Source organism: Vibrio sp. RC586, assembly GCF_000176715.1.
Taxonomy (GTDB): Bacteria; Pseudomonadota; Gammaproteobacteria; order Enterobacterales; family Vibrionaceae; genus Vibrio.
This window is the reverse complement of record NZ_ADBD01000010.1, coordinates 42,406-64,370: the sequence shown is the minus strand read 5'-3', so window position 1 is coordinate 64,370 and position 21,965 is coordinate 42,406. Positions and strand designations below refer to the sequence as shown.

Here is a 21,965-nt window from a genome sequence, read left to right as displayed (position 1 = left end):
ACGCATAACACTAAACTCAAACGCAACAACTGCAACCACCGCGGCTCAATGGGACTGGAAACGCTACGCGTTGACAGTCCCTCTTGAGGCGTTTGTTATATGCGTGTTAGTTTCTAGAACGTAACAAGTTTATTAAAGAATCAACAGATATTGGAGGATGTGTCCTATGAATTATCCCATGACAGTTAGGGCACAATGGCTTTAGGTCTTTAATAGGATCAACGGAATACTCTTTTTTGATCTCAGCAAGCGAAACTTCATGATGCACATGAATAAAGCCTTTTCCTATGTCTCCATAAACTTCCTGAAAGTCAAATTTACAGACATAACATTTACATCCATAGTGCAATATACATTTGGCTCTAGCATCTGGGTTACGTTCGTAAGCATTTACCGAGATCTCTTTTGTTGCCCCTTCAATATACGTTTCTGGATGAATGACTTCTTCTATTGAAGTTATATCAACGCTTTCAGAGTAATTTAATGCATACCAAAGCCCATCGACTCCGGCTAAATGTTTCTCCTCAAGAATCCAATCAAAACTTTTAATTTTGGCTGTTCCTGTTTCAGTTTGGTCATACTGCATAGGAAAGGTTTTTAGGCGATAACCATTATTTTGAATCAGCGATATATGCTCTAGAGACTGCTTTCTTCCTGGCCCTTTCCAACTTTCATCAAAAATTAGGCCGTCTTTGTGGACATCCCAATGACCAAAAACCACAAACCTTTCTTCGTGATTAACGAACGACCAGCTCCAATTCCAGTTGCTGCAAGTAGCACCAACAGACTCCATAAATTTTTTTCTACTCATTTTGAACTACCTAATTGATGGAAGCATATAACGCCCGCCTAAGGGGCTGGCAACGCATAACACCAAACTCAAACACAACAGCCGTAACCACCGTGGCTCATTGGGACTGGAAACGCCGCGCGTTGACAGTCCCTCTTGAGGCGTTTGTTAGGCACAGGATGCCCTCTTTAGTACCCATTTTTCCAATTTTTCATTGTCGCTATCAACCACAAAACCAATGAAAACAAAGTTGTTGGCTCGTACGACATTCAACGAAGCGAGGTTCGCCGATGAAATCAAAGCCACAACACTTTCAATTGAATCCACATTAAACGCTAACTGACAAAGTTGATTGACTGCCAATTTTGCAAATCCTCGACCTTGTTTATAAGGCGAAACGTTGTATCCAATTTCAACTTCACTATCTTGAGGTTCATCTTTGAAGCCACAAAAACCAACGACATTATTGTCCACTGACATCATGTAAGGTAATGACCAAATTTCAGCTTTTGAGTTTTGGATATGCTTATAAGAACGAATAAGAACATGCCTTGGTGGCACAGCCCCTTCACAAAACGTCAATTCTGAGTCCAGGCAAACATGCTCGAGCAAGCATTTAAGATGGTGCTGATTTAACTGTTGTAGTTCCAATTTTCCACCCTGTGCCTAACGCCCGCCTAAGGGGCTGGCAACGCATCACCACTAAACTCAAACACAACAACTGCAACCACCGCGGCTCATTGGGACTGGAAACGCCACGCGTTGACAGTCCCTCTTGAGGCGTTTGTTAGTTTCGTAGCCTATTGTTTGCCAATGACTTTTTACCACATTGGTTTAAAAGTCATTTTACGCAAAAGCATCACACAAACACACGTCCAGAGCCAAAAGCTGTGAAGTTGGCTGCCAAACCTCAAAACGATCAAGGTTAAGTTGGCCACGGTTAAGAGTCCGAGACAAAGAAAGCAAGCTCACAGCGATGATGCTGCCTTTTGTGAAACCAAACCTTCCGTGTGGAATATCCAACAATATTGAAGCATCGAGGCTTGTTGGCTTTCAGCGACTTTGAAATAGCTAAGCTTTCAACGCTTTCTACCAAATATCAGCATCAGGCAAAACTCAAAAGCCAAATTGTGCAACTTGAAAGCTTAAGGCTGATTTTGCAGGGTATTGAATCTGAGCTTTTGATGCTTTTTTCTAGATAGAAACTAACGCCCTGTTAAGGTGTGAGCAACGCAATACCTATGCTTCCGCATACCACCTTAAACACTAAACGCAACGCATAGCAAAAATGCCACGCGTTGCGAATCACTCTTAAACAGTTTGTTATACCAAGCCTATTCGTCGTCTTCACATTCTTGGAATTCAAAATCTACGGAAGATTCTTCTTGATACTCCTCTGGCACTCCCTCAACATCTACATTTTGAACTTCGAGACCACTCATACCGGAAGTGTATTGAACGCGGGCGGTAATAGTATTGCCGTCTAAATCAGCTTGAAAAGTTGCTTGTCTAGTTTCGTCATCTTCTTTGAATGAAGGCTTAGAAATAACTTCATGTTCGCCTACTTCTTGGAAGTCATCCAATTCGATAAACTCACCATCTTTATCAACCAATTGAAGACTTGTTGTGTTTTGAAGAATGTAACCCATGAAAACCTCATTTATTGTTAATATTCAGAATATTAAATTGTGCTTATAGCAACCAATTTCAATAGGGAGAGTGAAATTTTCTCGGTTGGTATAACGCCCAATTAAGGGGTGAACAACGCCTCCACCCAAACCTAAAGCATTGTGCCATAAACACTAAAACTGAAGTAGAAGCAAAAGTGCCAAGCGTTGTGAATCCCTCTTAAATTGTTTGTTAGGCCTCGCGGGATGGTAATTTATAGAAGTCTCGTGTGCCCATTTCTAGGACCCTAGATAACCTGATAAATCCGACACCTGTTCCATTCGTGACAACAAAACCTTTATTTTTCCACTTAATTGCCCTTGGCCACGTAGGTGGTGCAACATAGATAGGTTGGCAGTGAACTAATGCCTCTTCATGTTCTTCAACATCCGGAGATTCAACTAACTTATACCTTTTAGCACCATCACTCACCTCATCCAAAATCGCATAATTGATTTTGTGTCTTTGCTTTGGCTTAATATCTATCACTTTGTCATGTAAACGCACAAAGTATTTCTCTATGTCTGTTTTACAACCGTACAAATTAGCCCGGCAATTTAATACTTGTAAGTAATTGAAAGAATCGACATCAAATTTGCTCTTAAGGCGCAACCACCCTTTGCTCTTTGGGAGACTATATACGTCACCATCATATGCAACCATTAACACCTTGGGGGACAAAGGCAAAATTAGTAAACAGCCAGCAGAGCCTAAACCAAATGACTGCAATTCTGCTCTTTTATCAAGCAAATGCCACCAATTCGTAAGTACAGCGGGGTCATCCGAAGTAATAAAATCTGTGCTTGTATTATTTTTAACCAAACAAACTTTCAGGTCACTAACTATATATTTAACATCAAAAAACGAGCGCATTGATTGTTGAACAGCATCCTTAATTTCTAACTTAAAATCAGTTGCTCCTGTGACCTTACTCATCCCTTCAGCTAACTCAACATTTCGGCGTGATGCAGCTTCCGTTCTTAGGTATTGAAGTAGCCAAAACTGTTTTAAGAAAGCCTCGTCTTTTTCGCTGAGAATATAGTTTGGCTCTTCGATGGTACGAACCATTGCAGAAAATCGTCCCTCAATAGGTTGTAATGCTTTTTCTAAAACTAGGTCTTCACCATAAAAATAGTTTTTCGAGCACTGATTCTTGATTGGAGCAGTCTTTACTAGTTTTTTCCTATCCAGATTGTAGAGGCAGATCGACGCTTTTGAATCATCTGTTGAGAAATTTTTTAGATAACATTGCGGAACATAATGTTGATTTTTGTTTGAAGCCATAATTACCTTATTGATATATTCCAAACGATGAAGAGAGGCCTAACGCCGCATTAAGGTGTGAGCGGCGCTTGGCTATACTTGAGCGAAGCGAAAACGCCAAGCGTTGTGAATCACACTTAAATGCTTTGTTAGTTGCCTAACCCCACATGTTCCACTATTTAGCTTTCTGAGATTCTCCGGTCTTCATGAGACCTATAATATCTTTGAGCTTATCGAGAGTTTGTGGCTGAAAATCAACTTGCTGAATTTCTTTAAATGCACTTTGACTTTCCATGTTCCAGTTTTCAAAGATAGACTTCATATCTTCTTTGCTTACATCGTTACCATATATTTCTAGGTACAGTTTACCGAAACTAATAGCGTGTGTGCGTTCAGTGCGCTTAAGTGCTTCATGCATATAAGCATTTGATTGGTTGTATGCGTGCTTTGCCCACGCACAAAAAAGGCCAATGACAATTAACCCCTTGAGCATGAGATAGCCGAAGAACAACCAACTTATATCAGCTTTGTCTGTGTTGCTGAACTCATAAGCACCGTAAGCTAGGGCCAGTAATGAAGCAACTACCGCACAAGCCAATGCTACATTACCGTTAAAACTCCAGTCGTGAGCTTTTGTTTTGTACTCCGTTTCTTTGGCCTCTAGGGCAGACAGAGCATTTGACACATATTCTGGTACTTTTATGTCAATTCTGTTCTGTATTTGCTTTTCGTGTTCTTCTTTTAGTTGCAGCAATTTAGTAGACAAGTCATTTTCGCGCTTTTTGAGAGTCTCATGCTCTTTTTGAGCTCGAATCTGCTGATCATGTAATTGCTTTTCTGATTGGGCAATCTGTTGTTGTATCAACGATAACTTGTGTTCAGACTGTTGGATGCGAGCCTCTGCCTGCTCTTGTCTTAATTGAGCTTGCTGTTCTAACGATCGGATGCGGTCTATTGCTTCTTTTTCTAATGAGTTGTCAATTCGGCTTGCTGTAATGTGACTAAGCTCTCTATCTAGAAGAGTTTCTTCGTTAATTAAACGCTTCCACTCTTCACGGGCTTTTACCGGTAATGTATTTAACAACTTAGTTCGAAGGCTTGACGATGAACTAGAAAGAACCCTAAATTTAGCTTCATTCGACAAGCTAGAAACAATTTTCCGGATGTTAGCTTCTGAAGCTAGCAACAAGTACTTATTAATTCGATTTTCAGGAATTCGCTCAAATATTGCGTTAAGCGATTTTGGGGATTGCGACGAAAACAGGTCATTTAGATTACGCTCACTCATATGCGATAGAAATCTGTTGAGCTCTTGCCCACTACTTTTTACAAGTAGCGCATCAAGCTCACTAGTTTCCATAGAATGATAAAGGTTTATCAATTTATCTTTAGGCATATTGCCTATTCTTACGTCTTCCAAATTATCCACCTATTATAAATATGTACCAATTGGGCAACTAACGCCCAATTAAGGTGTGAAGTACGCGGCCACGAGACTTAATTTGACCACCGTAAACACTGAACTTAACTCAAACCAAAAATGCCAAGCGTACTGAATCACTCTTAAATTGTTTGTTATACGCCGGGCTTAGAGATAAAAGTCATTATGACTACAAAAATAATCAATATGAACAATTACTTACTAATTTACTGACAGTATAATGTACAAAAAACTACCCAATAAAGGAACCATATATGTCAGCGTCATTTATATCTAGTGCTGTAGAGCAAATTTACGGGCAAATCTCAGGCAAACAGAAAGCAAATGAGTGGTATAAACTACTTGTTCCGGAGCTCCATGAAGCACTTGAACGAGGCACTCCTATGTCAGACCCTCAACTAAAAAAGCTAGTAGAGGCAATAACCAACCTTGCTCCTGTAGGAGCAAAGCGCAATAATTTTAAAAGACGTTACATGGAAGATCGTGAATCAATGTTATCATTGCCTAGAGATCCAAATAGCATAATGTATGGATATTGGTGGTAATGATAATGAAACGTGCATTTTTAAGCCTCTACATAGCAATAACATCACTTGTTGTATTACGAGCACTGCTCAATGGCCAAGATTTGATTAGCTATTTTGATTTTACAAGTCTGTCTTTGGTTTTGGCTCCATGTACTCTGGTTTTCTTATTGACTAAGAAACAAAAAAACTGTTTCAAATTCGTCATTTTAACATCTATTTTAGCTGGTTTTTTTGGACTAGTTCTAGGCGTGATACTTACGTTTTCAAATGGCCATCTTGATATAGAAGGTGCTTTCATGGGGCTTAGCATAGCTCTGTTACCAATGCTTTATGCTCTACTTGTAAGCCTTTTGATCTTCCCTCTCCACCTAGTCTCGGACGATAAATAGAAACAAGCCCACGACTATGTGGGCTAAATTATCTAGGCGTATAACGCCGCATTAAGGTGTGAGCAACGCTTGGCTACACTTGAGCGAAGCGAAAATGCCAAGCGTTGCGAATCACTCTTAAATGCTTTGTTAGGTTTATGAAGCCATCGGTATCACAGAGTTTGCAAGACGCTTCTCGTTTCCAAGCTTAGTCGTATAATAACGCTCGTCGATACCAAATAGGACGTACTTCAGATCATCTTCTGATGATATTGAAAACTTCCCATCATTGAAGGTTACATTTGGACAATATTCATGAATGTAGTCAAAAATTTCCTGTTTTTGCTCTGCGGAATAATCAGATATCCGGTCGACCGCAATTGCAATACGTTTACGATTAGGCACTTTTACACTTGCTACATCGTAACCTTCAGTTAACTCGATAAAGTCTTGTTGAAGAAACTCTGTTACTTCCTCTTGGGTTGCTTCCCTGTATAGTTCTTCGATGCCCTTAAAGATTGCTTTTACCTTCGCGATATCGCGAAAGTAAAGTTCGTTTGATACGGAGTCATATATAGCATCAGGAGTGTTCGAAAATGAAATGATTTTTTTATTGTTTTCCAATACTGGCGCGTCAGAAACTGAGAACCATTTTTTAGAAATCAACTGCGAAGGTAGCAGTTTTTGAAAGTACTTTTTCGTACCATCTTCGTAACATAGATATTTGATTTTTTCAAACTTCTCGACAGGCAACTGGTTGAGAGTAGTTGTATTGATAGGACTCGGTTTTGCTACAAAGTCATTCTCATAGCCTTTTTCTGAGAATTGCTCAATGTAGAACCATTCATCATCATCCAAATTGGTCGATGGTGAATATGCTACTCGATTCGTCAAATCTTGCTGAGCAAAGATTTCACCTGTAGTAGATAAAACTTTATGCAAACCACCTGAACGCGCGCCTGCAAAAGCGATTAAGTGCTTCATTAACTATTGCTCCGATGTAATAAACGTATAGTTATTTATTCTTTTTAACTTACAAAACTCAACTTCACATGGCACTTTTAGTTCTTTCTTTGTTATGACAACGATTTTCAAACCTGAATTATCAGTCAAATGAAAAAACTTGTACCCGAATATCAAGAAGACTGGGTTGAAATAGGATATTTTTGAGAAAAATATGAAGATAAATATCATGCTAAACACATAGATAAATGTACCAGAATCCCCCACGCTTAGCGCCACAAAAAAATACCCTAAATAACTTGGCAAAAAGGCATCATTTGCCGTTTCAACAGTTGCTATACTACCTACAGAAATCTGGTCTTCACTCAACCAACGAGCAAGAACCATACTCAGTCCAGTACAACATACCACCGCCACGAAGTATACGATACAAGATGCGTATTTGGGTAGAGAAATTAATAGCTGCTTAACACCTTCATGTTCAACATAGATACTTAGTGAATTAAGGAGTACATCCTCTTTGACCAAGTACACTGTCATAGTTAACAACAATGAACAAAAAGTCAGCCAAAGCTTATAGAATACGTTCATTTGCAACTCCCACACAGAATTACTGTATATTACAACAGTATACTACAAGTTACACCAATTTAAACCTAACGCCCGCCTAAGGGGCTGACAACGCATTAACACTAAACTCAAACACAACAACCGAAACCACCGCGGCTCAATGGGACTGGAAACGCTACGCGTTGACAGTCCCTCTTGAGGCGTTTGTTATGCTTAAGCTTCAACACTTTACATTTGAACCAAATCAAGAATAACCCACTGAAATCATTAACCAAACTTCGAATTCCTTGAGTTAGAACTGACTCAAATTTTACCTATGAACTAACCAATGCAGGCTTTCATTTAGCAACTAGGCCAATGTAGAAAACCTCTCCGACAAACTCACTCACCACGCATGGGCACGACAAATCAATGAGGCAATAACACTGAAATTTACAGCGACAGACACATTGCCGTTTCATTAGGCAGCGAAAAACAATGCCCAATTGCTGACAGACTTTAAGCCCATAAGTAAAGGCACCAAACTGCTCAAAACGACTTGAGCCAGCAACATTCACCACACGCAGACTCAACATTCCAATGAGGCAATCACTCAGAATTTACAGCGCCAGATACATTGCTGCTTCATTAGGCAGCGAAAAACAATATTGAATTGCCGACCAAATCTGAACGAAATGCCAAAGGAATCGACAATCACAGCCTGCTGATTTTTATGGATTAAGCATAACGCCCGCCTAAGGGGCTGGCAACGCATAACACTAAACTCAACCACAACAACCGAAACCACCGCGGCTCAATGGGACTGGAAACGCCACGCGTTGACAGTCCCTCTTGAGGCGTTTGTTAGCCTAATAACTAAAGCTATTTGCATGGATACTCAGCTTGTAGCGATTTCATTGCCAAAGCGAAATCTGGTTCATCGAGGCGGCCTGGGTTATCAGTAAGGAATTTCACTACAGAGTTAATCGCTTCGCCTGTTGGAATAAATCGACCCGAGCCATCAGATAGACATACACCTATCAATTTTGCAGTCTGCGAATCAGTTGAATTGGCAGTAATTACCATAGCAGCAACTAAACCATTTAACATACCTATACAGTACATACCTTTGCTTTTATCCCCCAGTGCACCATTCCATAGTTTTTGTGCTTCCCTGCAATTTTCTAATAAATAGCGTCCATCGCCAGCTGCAGCGTTAGTAGAGAATAATATCAGGAATACTAAGACTAATTTTTTCATAATTTCTACCTAGTCAATTCTAATTTAGGCTTAGGCTAACGCCCTGTTAAGGTGTGAGCAACGCAATACCAAAGCCTCCGCAGAACACCTTAAACACAAAAACGCAACGCATAGTAAAAATGCCACGCGTTGCGAATCACTCTTAAACAGTTTGTTATGCATTAACCTCGACGTTAACAGTAATCGATTTTGATGCAACAATACTTTGTTGAGCTACTTTATCTAAAAACTCGGTGTTACAAGGATTGTTAATCTTTACAATTGTACCGCTAGATTTGGTTATGTATTTGTCGCTCGTAGTTAAAATTGCATCAAAAGCATCCGATGCAGATGTAAATTGACCTATCGGTTGGTATGCACTGTACAAGTTGTTATGAAGTGGGTCATAAATACTTATTTCAGCGCTTACTTGACTACTGTTTGGGACAATTATATGTGCCGATATTTTAATATTATTATCTGAATAGATATCTATTTCTTGAATTGGAATCATTGTCTTCTCTTTATTTTAACACCGCATAAGGTGCTCTCATGAATAACTCTCTATGCATTTGCACGCAATAAGAGGTCTATATCTTTAGCTAGTTTATCCGACTTACAATGTTCTTTTATGAACCCCATCAGAAAAACATTCGATGCGATAGAATCTAGTGTTTCCTTGCGTTCCTCTCCTTGCCATCCTTCTATCTCTTTTACATAATTAGTTCCATCTAAAAATGCTTCATTTAAAAGTTCTTCTGCGGAAAACTTAACTGTAAAAAAGAGAGGAAATGGTAAACAACTACCATCGCTTTTAAAACCTTGTAGTTGGGCTTGTTGCTTTTCTACATCGGCAACCACATCTAGCACTAGATATGCTCTAGTTCCATTACTCTCAAATGAACAAACTTTGTAATCATTCATACCTTTTTTCTCCTTTAAAACGACTGGATGCATAACGCCATGTTAAGGTGTGAGCAACGCAATACCGTTGCTTCCGCACACCACCTTAAACACCAAACACAACGCATAGCAAAAGTGCCACGCGTTGCGAATCACTCTTAAACAGATTGTTAGCTTACATTATTCACAGCATTCGCTAGTCCTATTAGGTGATTTTTGATAATTTCATTTTCACCTCGAGATGCAAATACAGGGATCACTCTTGAATTATGTTCATACATTTCAAGAATCGTACGTTTTGCCCTTAACGAGGTAATGTCTCTTTCCTGCCACTTTTTTAAATTAACACTTGAAGCAGCCAATAGGAAAATTGTCCTGAAAGCCAGTTCCTCGTTTGAATCTTTATGTTCAAAGGAAAGTAGAAATGCAACTGGAAACCATGCCATAAAGAAACTAATATTCTCATAGCTATTATCTTGCTCACCAGCATGAGCTAAAGCATGGCGCGCATCTTTTAAATCCTCCAGATATTGTTCAATATTCACTCTTATCTGTTCTTTCTTTTCAAGAACATGTTCAGAATAAAATACGGATATGTCTTGATTATCACCTTTATTCTTTTGTACGAAATCTATCGCTACTTCAATAAAGCTTTGTGTAACTTTAGGTAGTTTCCATTCTAATTTTTTCGCTAGTTTTTCGACCGCTATTCTTGCAAACAGAACTCTATCTAAGAAATCAAAGCTTGTGTACAAATTCCTTGTTTTATTAAAGATGGTAATTATCATTAAATCATCATCTGAAATAGGCAACTGCTTAATAATTTGGTAACACTTAAGATTAAAATCGGAAACAGACACACAACCAAAACTACCACTTAATGCCTTAGAGTTAAAATACTTATCGAGAGGCATTAAATATGAATCAACACCATTACTAAATCTAACCTTGTGCTCGAATGAAGGATTTTTGCTGTTTTCAATAACTCGTAAAACTTCAAATGTATCGTTAGAAACAAAGTCAAAGTGATTCGAAACAGAAGCAAAAAAATATGAAAATTTTATCAGTTCTAGCTCCCTATAAATTGACTCATCTACATCTGAAGAAAAACTATCTCCTGTAGAAAAATCACCTACTTCAATTAAAGTTCCATTGATATCACCAAATACGTTAGGATCAATTAAAGTATCTTTATCCTCAAAAGTACTCGCCTTAATGAGCCTAAATTCCCCTAAATTAATGTTACTCTCCAAATGTAAATTTGGAAGGTAATAAGCTACTTTCCTCACTTTGTATCCTTATTTGCTAGTTTTGATATGTAAGCTAACGCCCGCCTAAGGGGCTGGCAACGCATTACCACTAAACTCAAACACAACAACCATAACCACCGCAGCTCAATGGGACTGGAAACGCCACGCGTTGACAGTCCCGCTTGAGGCGTTTGTTAGGCATTTGCCAACGGTTGTAATCGTTCTGCTGGAATGTTCCAACGCTCACCATTTGCTGTTGACACCGATACTGACTTCTTATTGAACTTAACGACAACACATAGCTGAATAGTGCCTTTATCATCGACAAACTGCGCCGGCGAACCAAGTATGAACTCTTGCCTTTTGGCTTGAACTTCAAGTTCATCCAGATGCTCCAAACGAGCTACGATCCTATGATTTAACTCTATCAGTTCTTTTCGCGTTAACTTGCCTATGTCCATACTTAAAAACTCTACTACTTTGAATAATAAGGGCATTGTATCAGCTAAATTTGATAGTCGAACGATTAATGCCTAACGCCCGCTTAAGGGGCAGACAACGCTACTACTAACTTCCGGCATAACACCGTAATCACAAAAACCAACGCATAGTAAAAATGCCGCGCGTTGGCTGTCCCACTTGAAGCGTTTGTTAAATGGTTATTCCTCGTCAGGGTCAAATGTGTATTCAGGGTAATAGTTGAGGACATTGTACATTTTAGGCTTACCTCTTACGGTTTGAACCTCAACATCAACGACAAATGCAAGCTCTTGCCAAGGTTTACCTAAAGATGGATCAGGGTGCAACATAGCTTCTTTTAATGCGTTGTTTTCAAAGATAACTTTTAAAGCTGACTTTGATATATCATCGATAATAGCTTTGTTACCAGTGTCTGAATTAGGGTCAAATTTGGTTTGATACCAATACATTACCTTTTTAAGGTGCTTATTCTCTTGTGGAGTATCCATATCTTCAACCAAGCGACAAATACGATTTTGAATTGCAGCTGCTTCAGTGGAATTGAGTATGAACTGATTGATAACCTGACCACCATCTGAAACATTAATGTTCATTTGCGAACCATGGTCTTTAGCGATTGGCTCTACAATTTTGTTCCACTCTTGCAAATCTTGTTTGGTCATATCTTTGGGGGGGTGATTAGTTTTACCTAATAACCAGTTACAAGTGCTCTGAACTACACTTGCCCATTGAGCTAACGAGCCACCCTCCCAAATTAATGGAACTATAGGCGCCGCCTGTGAAACTAGCTCTACAATAATTGAACCTTTTCTTACTTCTTTAATCAGTAATTCCGAACCAACATCTGTTAACGCATCGGTCTCGGACTCCACGAATTTATGGAACTGCCTGTTGAACGATAACAAAGACATGGAAAGATCTTCTAGCCCGACTGGAAGCTTATTATCAATTGTTATCTCTAACTTTTTTGAAAAATCTATTTCTATTATATTCGACATTGTTTCCTAACCATTTAACGCTGCGTTAAGGGGTGAATGCCGCATAAACCAACTTTCTGCAAACAACTTTCACCACCAAAAACCACCGCATACCAAAAATGCCACGCGGCATGAATCCCTCTTAAACGCCTTGTTATGTTTAAGACTCGAACGGTTAAGTTTTACGATACCAAGAGCTTAACTCGACTTATCTTTGAAAACCAAAACTAGAAGCTAAAAAGCTGAATTAACTCATAAATTTGATTGTACTGACATTGAGATTTTAGCGTGAGAAACCGAAAGCTGGTGCTCAAACGTTGAAACTAACATCGCTTCATTCGACTCACAAACGCACTGAACTTTAATGAGGCAACTCTCTGAATTTTTAGCGCCCACGAATTGGAGTCCAGAAAACAGCGACCACTAAACGTAACTTGCCGACAAGACCAAAATTAGAAAGCTGAGAAAGCAAAGAAAAGATGCAACCAACTGATTTTACGTGACTAAACATAACGCTTTCTAGGCAGCTTCTCACCTTATCAGCAAGCAGGCTACCGCTATCTAATTAATAGACCACTGGACGCATACTATCATAACAACCTTCTAAATCAGTATGTTGAGCATCACACCATTCAAAAATCTCAGCTTATAGATTGCTGATGTCTGTATAGCCTCTTGACATAAAAACAACCAACAAATACTGTATAAATAACCAGATGAATATTCAGTGAGAACTATATGAAATCCCAGTTTTTGTTAAGTGTTCGCGAATTTATGCAAACTCGATACTATGCCAAAAAAACCATAGAAGCTTACCTTCATTGGATCACTCGTTACATCCATTTTCATAATAAAAAGCACCCTAGCTTAATGGGAGATAAAGAGGTCGAAGAATTTTTAACCGACTTAGCCGTGCAAGGTAAAGTAGCCACAAAGACTCAATCACTGGCCTTGAACTCACTCAGTTTTCTATACAAAGAAATTCTGAAAACACCCCTTTCTCTTGAGATCCGCTTTCAACGATCACAACTAGAACGAAAATTACCTGTTGTTCTGACTAGGGATGAAATTCGATGCTTACTTGATGTCGTTGATCCTAAGTATCAGCTACCTGCAAAGTTGCTCTACGGTTCTGGCTTACGGTTGATGGAGTGTATTCGTTTAAGGGTCCAGGATATCGATTTTGATTATGGTGCTATCAGAATATGGCAAGGCAAAGGTGGAAAAAATCGTACTGTCACTTTAGCGAAAGAACTCTATCCCCATCTTAAAGAGCAAATTGCTTTGGCAAAGCGCTATTACGATAGAGATCTGCACCAGAAAAATTACGGCGGGGTTTGGTTGCCAACAGCCTTAAAAGAAAAATACCCAAATGCACCTTATGAATTTCGTTGGCACTATCTTTTTCCGTCCTTTCAGTTATCTCTAGATCCGGAATCCGATGTGATGCGCCGACATCATATGAATGAAACGGTACTACAAAAAACGGTAAGAAGATCTGCGCAAGAGGCTGGCATTGAGAAAACCGTCACTTGCCATACTCTTAGACATTCATTTGCGACCCATTTGCTTGAAGTGGGGGCTGATATACGTACCGTACAAGAACAATTGGGTCATACCGATGTGAAAACAACGCAGATTTATACGCACGTTCTTGATAGAGGTGCAAGCGGTGTATTAAGCCCATTATCACGCCTGTAGCATAAGTACCTTGAGAAATACTTAAATTTCAGATAGAAAAAAGGGAGCATAAATGCTCCCCTTTCTTACATAACACGCTATTACAGAGCGCCTTTCGCCTTTTCAACTAGAACAGCGAACGCTGCTTTGTCGAATACTGCGATATCAGCAAGGATCTTACGATCGATCTCGATAGATGCTTTCTTCAGACCGTTGATGAAACGGCTGTAAGACAGACCATTTTGACGAGCCGCTGCATTGATACGTGCAATCCACAGTTGACGGAATTGACGTTTCTTAGCGCGACGGTCACGGTAAGCGTATTGACCAGCTTTAATAACTGCTTGGAACGCTACACGATAAACACGTGAACGTGCACCGTAGTAACCTTTAGCTTGTTTTAAAACTTTCTTATGACGTGCACGAGCTTGTACACCACGTTTTACGCGAGGCATTATGTCTCTCCTAAACTAAACGAATATTAAACTAAAAAGAATTAAGCGTATGGAAGCATACGTGCTACAGCAGCCAGTTCGCACTTAGGCAGAATGGCGTTTGGACGCAGCTGACGCTTGTTCTTAGTAGTACGCTTAGTCAGAATGTGACGTTTAGTAGCGTGCTTGTACTTAATACCACCAGCAGTTTTCTTGAAACGCTTAGCAGCACCTTTGTTGTTTTTCATCTTAGGCATGATGAATAACTCCGCATTGTAGTAGTTAAATAACAGTGTAATTAGGGCGAATAAAACCCAGAGCCGCCTTTCAACGGCTAGGTTCATTACTTGTAATGCCGTTAATTACTTCTTTTTAGGGGCTAACACCATGATCATCTGGCGTGCTTCAATTTTGGTCGGGAAAGATTCAACCACTGCGAATTCGTCAGTGTCTTCTTTCAGTCGATTCAAAACGTCTACACCGATGTCTTGGTGAGCCATCTCTCGGCCACGGAAGCGAATAGTTACTTTCACTTTGTTGCCTTCTTCAAGGAAACGGATCAGGTTGCGTAGTTTTACCTGATAGTCTCCGATATCAGTTCCAGGACGGAATTTAAGTTCCTTAATCTGGATCTGCTTTTGCTTCTTCTTCTGCTCTTTTGTAGCCTTGCTCTTCTCAAAGAGGAACTTGCCATAGTCCATCACACGACAGACTGGTGGCTCGGCGTTAGGGCTAATCTCAACGAGATCCAAACCAGATTCTTCTGCTGTAGCCAGTGCTTCTTGGATCGAAACGACACCTACAGACTCACCGTCTGCGCCAGTTAAACGAACTTCACGAACGCCACGAATTTCACCGTTTAAACGATGCTGGTTTTGCTTGACCGGAACTTGGCCACGTCTTCCGCCTTTAATAGTTTATTCCTCCAGATTAAGCTTACGGCTTACAATCTCAGCTTGGATATGTTTAATAAAATCATCCAATTTAAATTTACCAAGATCTTTACCTTTACGTGTACGTACTGCGATTTCGCCTGCTTCCATTTCTTGGTCGCCACAAACCAACATGTACGGCACACGCTTCAAAGTGTGTTCGCGGATTTTAAAGCCTATTTTCTCATTTCTCAAGTCTGCTTTTGCTCGAATTCCACATTTTTGTAGCTTTTGAGCGACTTCATGAGCATAGTCGGCTTGTTTATCCGTGATATTTACAACAACAGCCTGCTCTGGTGCCAACCACGTTGGGAAAAATCCTGCGTATTCTTCAATAAGAATACCGATGAAGCGTTCAAGTGAACCCAAAATCGCACGGTGGATCATCACCGGAATTAAGCGTTCATTGCTTTCACCAACATAAGTGGCACCTAAACGTGTAGGCAAGTTGAAATCGAGCTGCACTGTACCACATTGCCACGCACGATCTAAACAGTCATAGAGTGTAAACTCAATTTTCGGACCATAGAACGCACCTTCGCCTTCCTGAATTTCAAATGGAATTTCCATTGCCTTCAGAGAATCGATCAGCGCTTGTTCTGATTTATCCCAAATTTCATCGCTACCTACGCGCTTTTCTGGGCGAGTAGACAGCTTCACCACGATGTTTTGGAAACCAAAAGTCGTGTAGGTGTCATACACCATCTTGATGCACGATGTTACTTCTTGCTGAATTTGGTCTTCAGTACAGAAGATATGAGCGTCATCTTGAGTAAATCCACGCACACGCATGATGCCGTGTAGTGAACCTGATGGCTCGTTACGATGACATGAACCAAACTCTGCCATGCGCAGTGGAAGATCACGGTAAGATTTCAGACCTTGGTTGAAAATCTGGATGTGACCAGGGCAGTTCATCGGCTTGATCGCGTATTCACGGTTTTCAGATGAAGTGGTGAACATCGCATCAGCGTATTTATCCCAGTGACCTGAACGTTCCCAAAGCACGCGATCCATCATTAATGGACCTTTTACTTCTTGGTAACCGTATTCGTTCAATTTTTGGCGAATAAAGATTTCCAGATCACGGAAGACTGACCAACCGTTGTGGTGCCAGAATACCATGCCCGGCGCTTCTTGCTGCATATGGAACAGATCAAGTTGCTTACCGATTTTACGGTGGTCACGCTTTGCAGCTTCTTCAAGGCGAGTTAAATGCGCTTGCAGAGCTTTCTTATCATGGAATGCTGTACCGTAGATACGTTGCAGCATTTTGTTATCGCTGTTACCGCGCCAGTATGCACCCGCAATGTTCAGCAATTTGAAGTTTTGACAAAAGCCCATGTGCGGTACGTGTGGACCACGACACATGTCGATGTATTCTTCGTGATGGTAAAGACCTGGACGATCATCACGCGCCACGTTTTCATCAAGAATTTCGATTTTGTAGCTTTCGCCACGCGATTCAAAGGTATCGCGCGCTTCCTGCCAGCTCACTTTCTTTTTGACAACCGCGTATTTGGTTTTTGCTAACTCAACCATGCGAGCTTCGATTTTCTCAAGATCGTCTTGAGAGAGAGACTGCTCAAGATCGATGTCGTAGTAAAAACCGCTGTCGATGGTTGGACCGATCGCCATTTTCGCATTCGGGTAAAGTTGCTTCAGGGCATGACCAAGCAAGTGCGCACATGAGTGACGTACGATTTCCAAACCATCGACTTCATCTTTAGTCGTGATAATTTCTAGGCTGGCATCGTGTTCAATCAGATCGCAAGCATCAACGCGAGCACCATTCACACGACCAGCAATAGTGGCTTTCGCAAGACCAGGGCCGATAGATTGGGCAACTTCGAGAGTAGATACTGGGTTGTCAAAATGACGCTGACTACCGTCAGGAAGAGTAATAATAGGCATGTATTATCCTTACAGTGGTGTTGCACACCAAGCAACACTTGTGTGAAAAAATTACGCTTTAAATTCATTCTGTAATAAATAGCGGCGTAACGAGTTCAAAAAATTCGGTACAAATTTTGGCGCAAATACGGATGCACCAGCTTAAGTACGTTGCAGCATCATAAACCAATAAGCTGAAATGACAACCGCTTTCTCGGTTAGCTCAGGCTGTAAACCTAGGTTTCAAAAAGCACAAAGGAAGGTTTCCCTTCCTTTGTTAATAAGCGCTATTCATAGGAACGACACTGATTAGATTATGCTCCGCGATAATAACGCTGAGGCACAAAAGGCATTTTTTCGACAGTCATTGGCAGCATCTTCCCGCGCACGTCAGCAAACACTTCACCGCCTAAAGCGGCATGTTCAGTGCTGACATAAGCCATTGAAACTGGTTTGTCGGCCGTTGGGCCTGCAGTTCCACTGGTCACAACACCAATTTTGTTGCCCTGCGCATCAAACAGTTCAGTGCCCTCGCGTACTGGCGCTTTGGTTTGTCCTACCAAACCCACGCGTTTACGGCTGACTTGTTTGGTTTCAATCTGGCTGAGAATGATCTCTGCACCGGGGAAGCCGCCCTCACGCGTGCCACCTTTGCGGCGAACTGGCTGAATAGCCCACAGCAAGCTTGCTTCGACTGGCGTTGTGGTTGGGTCGAGATCGTGTCCATAGAGACACAAACCACACTCCAAACGCAGTGAGTCGCGCGCACCAAGGCCTATCCACTCCACTTCTTCAAAATCCGTCAGTTTACGAGCCAGTGCCGCCGCTTTATCTGCAGGCACTGAGATTTCGTAGCCATCTTCACCGGTGTAGCCACTGCGACTGACAATGCATTCTGCACCATCGATCTCAAGGAGTTGAACATCCATAAACAGCATCTTGGCAACGGCAGGTTGCAAACGTGCGAGCACTTGCGCGGCTTTCGGACCTTGCAGCGCTAGCAGAGCGCGATCTTCAATCACTTCCATCTCAACATCCGCAGGCAGATGCGCTTTTAGATGCGCAATGTCTTGCGCTTTACACGCCGCGTTCACCACCACAAACAGATGATCCCCCATATTGGCCACCATCAAATCATCCATAATGCCACCTTGGGCATTGGTGAAAAACGCATAACGCTGTTTGCCAGCAGGGAGATCAATAATATCAACCGGAACCAAGCTTTCTAATGCGGCAGCCGCTTGAGCACCGTACAAACGCAGTTGCCCCATGTGGGAAACATCAAACAGACCGGCTGCTTCACGGGTGTGTATATGCTCTTTTTTCACCCCAAGGGCGTATTGAACTGGCATATCGTAGCCCGCAAAAGGCACCATCTTTGCGCCAACTTCAATGTGTAGCGCATGTAGCGGTGTCGTCAGTAAGGTTTCGTGTTGTTCAGTCATTCTTGTTCTCCATATAAGCCAAAGCTGCGCTTTTGGCGCAATCTACCGTGGCAAGATTCCTTTAGTGAGGAAACTATGTTTCCGATAATAAACAAGCCGAGCCCGTTTTAGAGGATTCACCAAATTAAAACAGTGCTCACCATCACAGTTAACAACATTGTTAAGGAATGGTTATCCAAAACCACCACCAATACACTCCACGTCTTGGGTTGTTATACGCGGATGTTTCGGATAGGAAACTCACTATCTTGCGGTGACCCAGAGGATCAGCGCATCTTCTTCACTCACCGAAACCAGCATGTGTCCCATGTTGGCGTCGTAATACACACTGTCCCCTTCCACCAGATTTACCGGCTCATAAAATTCGCTGTAGAACATCACTTCACCTTCGAGGATCAGCAGAAACTCTTCACCATCGTGACGCACCCAGTCGCTGTACTCTTCAAACGCTCTAGCCCGCACACGGCTTTTGAACGGCATCATCTTTTTGTTAGAAAGCTGAGTCGCGAGCAATTCATGTTCATAGGTTTGGGTTGGGTGCGGTTTTCCTGCTTCTTTACGGGTAATATCACGCCGCCCTGTCGCCACAATTTTCTTTGGTGGCTCAAAGAGTTGTGGCATGTCAATCTGCAAGCCATGCGCCAATTTTTGCATAGCCTGAAAGGTGGGCGAAATCTGCTCGTTTTCAATTTTGCTCAGTGTAGAGCGAGCGAGTCCAGTACGCTGACTCGCCTTTTCAAGCGTGATGCCTAATCGCGTGCGAATGTCTTTGATCCGCTGACCCAGCTTGAGAGGCTCGATGCCTTGCTCGCCCGATTCGCGCGCCAAAGTAATGGATGGGTACTCATCATAAATGTCTTCTGACATGCTTTCCCTCTGGTTATAAAACTTCCTGTCTACCAAGCATTGTGGCATGAAGCGATTTGTTGATTAAAGAGTACACAGAGAAATAAAAGTACTTTTGTTAAGCAGATCAGAAACCGTGTTTCCTATAGGAAATTTTTGATTGATTGTTCTGCAAGCAAAGAGTATGTTACCGACTTGTTAGATGAAGAGATGCAATCACTCGCTGCTTTAGGCTGAATGACCAGTCAATTTCCGCGAGTTTTCGATCCCGCGCATTGGGGTTATACCCAAACTACTTGGAATTGCAGCTAGGCGGCAAGTGAGTGAATCCCCATGAACATAGATAGACTATGTGATTGGGGTGAAAGAATGCAGCCAACACCGCTGCAGATTCAAGTAGGAAGGGGATAGATTGCCAAGGTTTAGGGCAATCTAGATTAGGAATGACTCAGCCGATCGCGATGAGTATCGCGATCAGAAAAAGGAGCGATAACCCACCCATATTCGTGCGGTTATCAGATTGGAAGGCCATCTACTATGAATGCAAATCTAAACAAAGCTTATCCCAACGTTAGCCTTGAGAACTTCTTCTCTACTCCGCTGGCGGCAACCAATGATGCGGTATTTGCCGCCATTCAAGCTGAATACACCCGCCAAAATGAACAGATCGAACTGATTGCCTCTGAAAACATCGTCTCTAAAGCCGTAATGCAGGCGCAAGGCACTTGCCTGACTAACAAATACGCCGAAGGTTATCCGGGCCGTCGTTACTACGGCGGTTGTGAGCATGTTGACAGCGTTGAGCAGATTGCTATCGAACGCGCCAAAATGCTTTTTCAGTGTCAATACGCAAACGTTCAACCACACTCAGGCGCTCAAGCCAATGGCGCTGTGATGCTTGCTCTGCTGCAACCGGGCGATACCATTATGGGTATGTCGCTAGATGCAGGCGGTCATCTCACCCATGGTGCGCGCCCTGCTCTTTCAGGTAAATGGTTCAATGCGGTGCAATACGGAGTGGATCGTCAAACTCTCGAAATTAACTACGATGCGGTTCGCGCACTGGCGTTAGAACACAAACCCAAAATGATCATCGCAGGCGGCAGTGCGATTCCTCGCACTATCGATTTTGCTCAATTTCGCGCGATTGCTGACGAAGTTGGCGCGCTGTTAATGGTCGATATGGCGCACATTGCTGGTCTGGTGGCTACCGGTGCACATCCAAGCCCGCTGCCGCATGCTCATGTCGTCACCACTACCACACACAAAACTCTACGTGGCCCGCGCGGCGGCATGATTTTAACCAACCACGAAGAGATCAACAAAAAGATTAATTCTGCTGTGTTCCCCGGTTTACAAGGTGGTCCACTGATGCACGTGATCGCCGCTAAAGCAGTGGCATTTGGTGAAGCGCTCGGCCCTGAATTCCGCACTTATATTGATTCGGTGATCGATAACGCAAAAGTGCTGGCCGAAGTATTGCAAACTCGCGGATGTGACATTGTGACTGGCGGAACGGATACGCATCTCATGTTGGTCGATCTTAGACCTAAAGGTTTGAAAGGCAACCAAGTTGAACAAGCCTTAGAGCGTGCCGGGATCACGTGTAACAAAAATGGCATCCCATTTGACGAAGAGAAGCCTATGATTACATCGGGCATTCGTTTAGGTACGCCTGCTGGAACCAGCCGTGGTTTCGGTCGTGAAGAATTCAAACTCATCGGTGAGTGGATTGGGGACGTTCTGGATGGTTTGGTGGCCAGCCCAGAAGGCAACCCAGACGTTGAGCAACAAGTGCGTAAACAAGTGAAAGCACTGTGCCAACGCTTCCCGCTCTATCAATAGCTTTTTATCAGTACGATATTTTTTGGAGAATACGCAATGGACAAGACACTGAAGTTCACAGAAAGCCATGAATGGGTTCGCGACAACGGTGACGGTACAGTAACCATCGGCATCTCTGAGCACGCCCAAGAAATGCTCGGTGACGTAGTGTTTGTAGAGTTACCTGAAATCGATGCCGAAATTGATGCGGGTGACAGCTTTTCACTGGTTGAGTCGGTGAAAGCCGCTTCTGACATCTACGCCCCAGTGACTGGCGTGGTGATTGAAGTCAACGAAGAGCTGCAAAACAGCCCAGAGCTGATTAATGAAGAGCCTTACGATGGCGGTTGGATCGTCAAAGTGAAAATGTCAGATCCTGATGAACTCAAAGATCTAAAAGACGCGGAAGAGTACCTAGCTTCAATCGAAGAAGACTAAGCACAATATGCATGAGAAAGCTGCCCTTCAGGGCGGCTTTTTTTCAAAGTCACTC

The 21,965-nt window shown here is 42.1% G+C and carries 26 protein-coding genes; 5 read left to right on the top strand and 21 right to left on the bottom strand.

Annotated elements, in window-relative coordinates; translation table 11 throughout:
- Positions 1–106: 106 nt before the first annotated feature.
- The 6 genes from VOA_RS07595 to VOA_RS07610 form a co-directional block, all read right to left on the bottom strand.
- Positions 107–811, bottom strand: coding sequence for an HNH endonuclease (locus VOA_RS07595; protein ID WP_000087609.1), 705 nt, complete (start codon positions 809–811; stop codon positions 107–109).
- A 147-nt stretch (positions 812–958) separates the two neighbouring features.
- Positions 959–1,441 carry a GNAT family N-acetyltransferase gene (locus VOA_RS0118065; RefSeq protein WP_000422935.1) on the bottom strand — a complete coding sequence of 161 codons (483 nt, stop codon included), beginning with the start codon at positions 1,439–1,441 and terminating at the stop codon, positions 959–961.
- A 195-nt stretch (positions 1,442–1,636) separates the two neighbouring features.
- On the bottom strand, positions 1,637–1,819 hold the full coding sequence (locus VOA_RS19205) for a DUF645 family protein (RefSeq protein ID WP_083806530.1): 183 nt from the start codon (positions 1,817–1,819) through the stop codon (positions 1,637–1,639).
- A gap of 305 nt (positions 1,820–2,124) precedes the next feature.
- Positions 2,125–2,439: a hypothetical protein gene (locus VOA_RS07600; protein WP_000540561.1), complete on the bottom strand. Its 315-nt coding sequence runs from the start codon at positions 2,437–2,439 to the stop codon at positions 2,125–2,127.
- Positions 2,440–2,650: 211 nt separating this feature from the next.
- A complete protein-coding gene (locus VOA_RS07605) occupies positions 2,651–3,742 on the bottom strand; it encodes a DUF4238 domain-containing protein (RefSeq protein ID WP_000157875.1) in 1,092 nt (363 codons plus the stop codon).
- A gap of 154 nt (positions 3,743–3,896) precedes the next feature.
- Positions 3,897–5,117, bottom strand: coding sequence for a hypothetical protein (locus VOA_RS07610; protein ID WP_001123630.1), 1,221 nt, complete (start codon positions 5,115–5,117; stop codon positions 3,897–3,899).
- Between the two features lie 299 nt (positions 5,118–5,416).
- Here VOA_RS07610 and VOA_RS0118060 point away from each other — a divergent pair, with 299 nt between their 5' ends.
- A complete protein-coding gene (locus VOA_RS0118060) occupies positions 5,417–5,707 on the top strand; it encodes a hypothetical protein (protein ID WP_001276349.1) in 291 nt (96 codons plus the stop codon).
- Between the two features lie 5 nt (positions 5,708–5,712).
- On the top strand, positions 5,713–6,078 hold the full coding sequence (locus tag VOA_RS0118055; protein ID WP_156794470.1) for a hypothetical protein: 366 nt from the start codon (positions 5,713–5,715) through the stop codon (positions 6,076–6,078).
- Positions 6,079–6,213: 135 nt separating this feature from the next.
- Here VOA_RS0118055 and VOA_RS07615 read toward each other — a convergent pair whose 3' ends face one another.
- The 9 genes from VOA_RS07615 to VOA_RS07630 form a co-directional block, all read right to left on the bottom strand.
- The gene (locus tag VOA_RS07615) at positions 6,214–7,041 is read right to left on the bottom strand and encodes a hypothetical protein (RefSeq protein ID WP_000681390.1); all 828 of its coding nucleotides are present in this window, start codon (positions 7,039–7,041) and stop codon (positions 6,214–6,216) included.
- Between the two features lie 3 nt (positions 7,042–7,044).
- Positions 7,045–7,611, bottom strand: coding sequence for a hypothetical protein (locus VOA_RS0118050; protein ID WP_001100489.1), 567 nt, complete (start codon positions 7,609–7,611; stop codon positions 7,045–7,047).
- Positions 7,612–7,928: 317 nt separating this feature from the next.
- Positions 7,929–8,165 carry a DUF3709 domain-containing protein gene (locus tag VOA_RS0118045; RefSeq protein ID WP_076008619.1) on the bottom strand — a complete coding sequence of 79 codons (237 nt, stop codon included), beginning with the start codon at positions 8,163–8,165 and terminating at the stop codon, positions 7,929–7,931.
- Positions 8,166–8,451: 286 nt separating this feature from the next.
- Positions 8,452–8,829: a Rap1a/Tai family immunity protein gene (locus tag VOA_RS0118040; RefSeq protein ID WP_000737637.1), complete on the bottom strand. Its 378-nt coding sequence runs from the start codon at positions 8,827–8,829 to the stop codon at positions 8,452–8,454.
- A 154-nt stretch (positions 8,830–8,983) separates the two neighbouring features.
- Positions 8,984–9,322: a hypothetical protein gene (locus VOA_RS0118035; protein WP_000612321.1), complete on the bottom strand. Its 339-nt coding sequence runs from the start codon at positions 9,320–9,322 to the stop codon at positions 8,984–8,986.
- 50 nt (positions 9,323–9,372) lie between these two features.
- Positions 9,373–9,732: a hypothetical protein gene (locus VOA_RS0118030; RefSeq protein ID WP_001001002.1), complete on the bottom strand. Its 360-nt coding sequence runs from the start codon at positions 9,730–9,732 to the stop codon at positions 9,373–9,375.
- Between the two features lie 149 nt (positions 9,733–9,881).
- On the bottom strand, positions 9,882–11,000 hold the full coding sequence (locus VOA_RS07620; protein WP_001233056.1) for a hypothetical protein: 1,119 nt from the start codon (positions 10,998–11,000) through the stop codon (positions 9,882–9,884).
- 155 nt (positions 11,001–11,155) lie between these two features.
- A complete protein-coding gene (locus VOA_RS07625) occupies positions 11,156–11,359 on the bottom strand; it encodes a hypothetical protein (protein ID WP_001933740.1) in 204 nt (67 codons plus the stop codon).
- Between the two features lie 261 nt (positions 11,360–11,620).
- Positions 11,621–12,439, bottom strand: a complete 819-nt coding sequence (locus tag VOA_RS07630) for a hypothetical protein (protein ID WP_000065247.1) — start codon at positions 12,437–12,439, stop codon at positions 11,621–11,623.
- A gap of 717 nt (positions 12,440–13,156) precedes the next feature.
- On the opposite strand from VOA_RS07630, the gene intIA reads away from it, so the two are divergent.
- Positions 13,157–14,119 carry an integron integrase IntIA gene (gene intIA, locus VOA_RS07635; protein ID WP_000841989.1) on the top strand — a complete coding sequence of 321 codons (963 nt, stop codon included), beginning with the start codon at positions 13,157–13,159 and terminating at the stop codon, positions 14,117–14,119.
- Positions 14,120–14,199: 80 nt separating this feature from the next.
- Here the strand turns inward: intIA and rplT are convergent, their stop codons facing one another.
- The 6 genes from rplT to VOA_RS07665 form a co-directional block, all read right to left on the bottom strand.
- Positions 14,200–14,553 carry a 50S ribosomal protein L20 gene (rplT, locus tag VOA_RS07640; protein WP_001138366.1) on the bottom strand — a complete coding sequence of 118 codons (354 nt, stop codon included), beginning with the start codon at positions 14,551–14,553 and terminating at the stop codon, positions 14,200–14,202.
- A 41-nt stretch (positions 14,554–14,594) separates the two neighbouring features.
- On the bottom strand, positions 14,595–14,789 hold the full coding sequence (gene rpmI, locus VOA_RS07645) for a 50S ribosomal protein L35 (protein ID WP_001885060.1): 195 nt from the start codon (positions 14,787–14,789) through the stop codon (positions 14,595–14,597).
- Between the two features lie 105 nt (positions 14,790–14,894).
- Complete coding sequence (gene infC / locus VOA_RS07650) at positions 14,895–15,446, bottom strand: translation initiation factor IF-3 (RefSeq protein WP_080478870.1); 552 nt, start codon at positions 15,444–15,446, stop codon at positions 14,895–14,897.
- Positions 15,447–15,449: 3 nt separating this feature from the next.
- Positions 15,450–17,378 (bottom strand): threonine--tRNA ligase, encoded by a 1,929-nt coding sequence (gene thrS / locus VOA_RS07655; RefSeq protein ID WP_001121777.1) that lies wholly within the window; start codon positions 17,376–17,378, stop codon positions 15,450–15,452.
- Positions 17,379–17,671: 293 nt separating this feature from the next.
- Positions 17,672–18,802, bottom strand: coding sequence for a glycine cleavage system aminomethyltransferase GcvT (gene gcvT / locus VOA_RS07660; RefSeq protein WP_000139221.1), 1,131 nt, complete (start codon positions 18,800–18,802; stop codon positions 17,672–17,674).
- Between the two features lie 243 nt (positions 18,803–19,045).
- Positions 19,046–19,669 carry a helix-turn-helix domain-containing protein gene (locus tag VOA_RS07665; RefSeq protein WP_001287805.1) on the bottom strand — a complete coding sequence of 208 codons (624 nt, stop codon included), beginning with the start codon at positions 19,667–19,669 and terminating at the stop codon, positions 19,046–19,048.
- Positions 19,670–20,185: 516 nt separating this feature from the next.
- Here VOA_RS07665 and VOA_RS07670 point away from each other — a divergent pair.
- Together VOA_RS07670 and gcvH are read left to right on the top strand one after the other, a co-directional pair.
- Entirely contained in the window at positions 20,186–21,493 is a 1,308-nt protein-coding gene (locus tag VOA_RS07670) for a serine hydroxymethyltransferase (protein WP_000993289.1), read from the top strand.
- Positions 21,494–21,529: 36 nt separating this feature from the next.
- Positions 21,530–21,910 (top strand): glycine cleavage system protein GcvH, encoded by a 381-nt coding sequence (gene gcvH, locus VOA_RS07675; RefSeq protein WP_000361813.1) that lies wholly within the window; start codon positions 21,530–21,532, stop codon positions 21,908–21,910.
- Positions 21,911–21,965: the final 55 nt, after the last annotated feature.

Excerpts from the sequence above, each read along its gene's own strand:
- VOA_RS07595 (WP_000087609.1), bottom strand. The coding sequence starts at position 811 with ATGAGTAGAAAAAAATTTATGGAGTCTGTTGGTGCTACTTGCAGCAAC.
- VOA_RS07600 (WP_000540561.1), bottom strand. The coding sequence starts at position 2,439 with ATGGGTTACATTCTTCAAAACACAACAAGTCTTCAATTGGTTGATAAA.
- VOA_RS07605 (WP_000157875.1), bottom strand. The coding sequence starts at position 3,742 with ATGGCTTCAAACAAAAATCAACATTATGTTCCGCAATGTTATCTAAAA.
- VOA_RS07610 (WP_001123630.1), bottom strand. The coding sequence starts at position 5,117 with ATGCCTAAAGATAAATTGATAAACCTTTATCATTCTATGGAAACTAGT.
- VOA_RS0118060 (WP_001276349.1), top strand. The coding sequence starts at position 5,417 with ATGTCAGCGTCATTTATATCTAGTGCTGTAGAGCAAATTTACGGGCAA.
- VOA_RS0118055 (WP_156794470.1), top strand. The coding sequence starts at position 5,713 with ATGAAACGTGCATTTTTAAGCCTCTACATAGCAATAACATCACTTGTT.
- VOA_RS07615 (WP_000681390.1), bottom strand. The coding sequence starts at position 7,041 with ATGAAGCACTTAATCGCTTTTGCAGGCGCGCGTTCAGGTGGTTTGCAT.
- VOA_RS0118050 (WP_001100489.1), bottom strand. The coding sequence starts at position 7,611 with ATGAACGTATTCTATAAGCTTTGGCTGACTTTTTGTTCATTGTTGTTA.
- VOA_RS0118045 (WP_076008619.1), bottom strand. The coding sequence starts at position 8,165 with ATGTTGAGTCTGCGTGTGGTGAATGTTGCTGGCTCAAGTCGTTTTGAG.
- VOA_RS0118040 (WP_000737637.1), bottom strand. The coding sequence starts at position 8,829 with ATGAAAAAATTAGTCTTAGTATTCCTGATATTATTCTCTACTAACGCT.
- VOA_RS0118035 (WP_000612321.1), bottom strand. The coding sequence starts at position 9,322 with ATGATTCCAATTCAAGAAATAGATATCTATTCAGATAATAATATTAAA.
- VOA_RS0118030 (WP_001001002.1), bottom strand. The coding sequence starts at position 9,732 with ATGAATGATTACAAAGTTTGTTCATTTGAGAGTAATGGAACTAGAGCA.
- VOA_RS07630 (WP_000065247.1), bottom strand. The coding sequence starts at position 12,439 with ATGTCGAATATAATAGAAATAGATTTTTCAAAAAAGTTAGAGATAACA.
- intIA (WP_000841989.1), top strand. The coding sequence starts at position 13,157 with ATGAAATCCCAGTTTTTGTTAAGTGTTCGCGAATTTATGCAAACTCGA.
- rplT (WP_001138366.1), bottom strand. The coding sequence starts at position 14,553 with ATGCCTCGCGTAAAACGTGGTGTACAAGCTCGTGCACGTCATAAGAAA.
- rpmI (WP_001885060.1), bottom strand. The coding sequence starts at position 14,789 with ATGCCTAAGATGAAAAACAACAAAGGTGCTGCTAAGCGTTTCAAGAAA.
- thrS (WP_001121777.1), bottom strand. The coding sequence starts at position 17,378 with ATGCCTATTATTACTCTTCCTGACGGTAGTCAGCGTCATTTTGACAAC.
- gcvT (WP_000139221.1), bottom strand. The coding sequence starts at position 18,802 with ATGACTGAACAACACGAAACCTTACTGACGACACCGCTACATGCGCTA.
- VOA_RS07665 (WP_001287805.1), bottom strand. The coding sequence starts at position 19,669 with ATGTCAGAAGACATTTATGATGAGTACCCATCCATTACTTTGGCGCGC.
- VOA_RS07670 (WP_000993289.1), top strand. The coding sequence starts at position 20,186 with ATGAATGCAAATCTAAACAAAGCTTATCCCAACGTTAGCCTTGAGAAC.
- gcvH (WP_000361813.1), top strand. The coding sequence starts at position 21,530 with ATGGACAAGACACTGAAGTTCACAGAAAGCCATGAATGGGTTCGCGAC.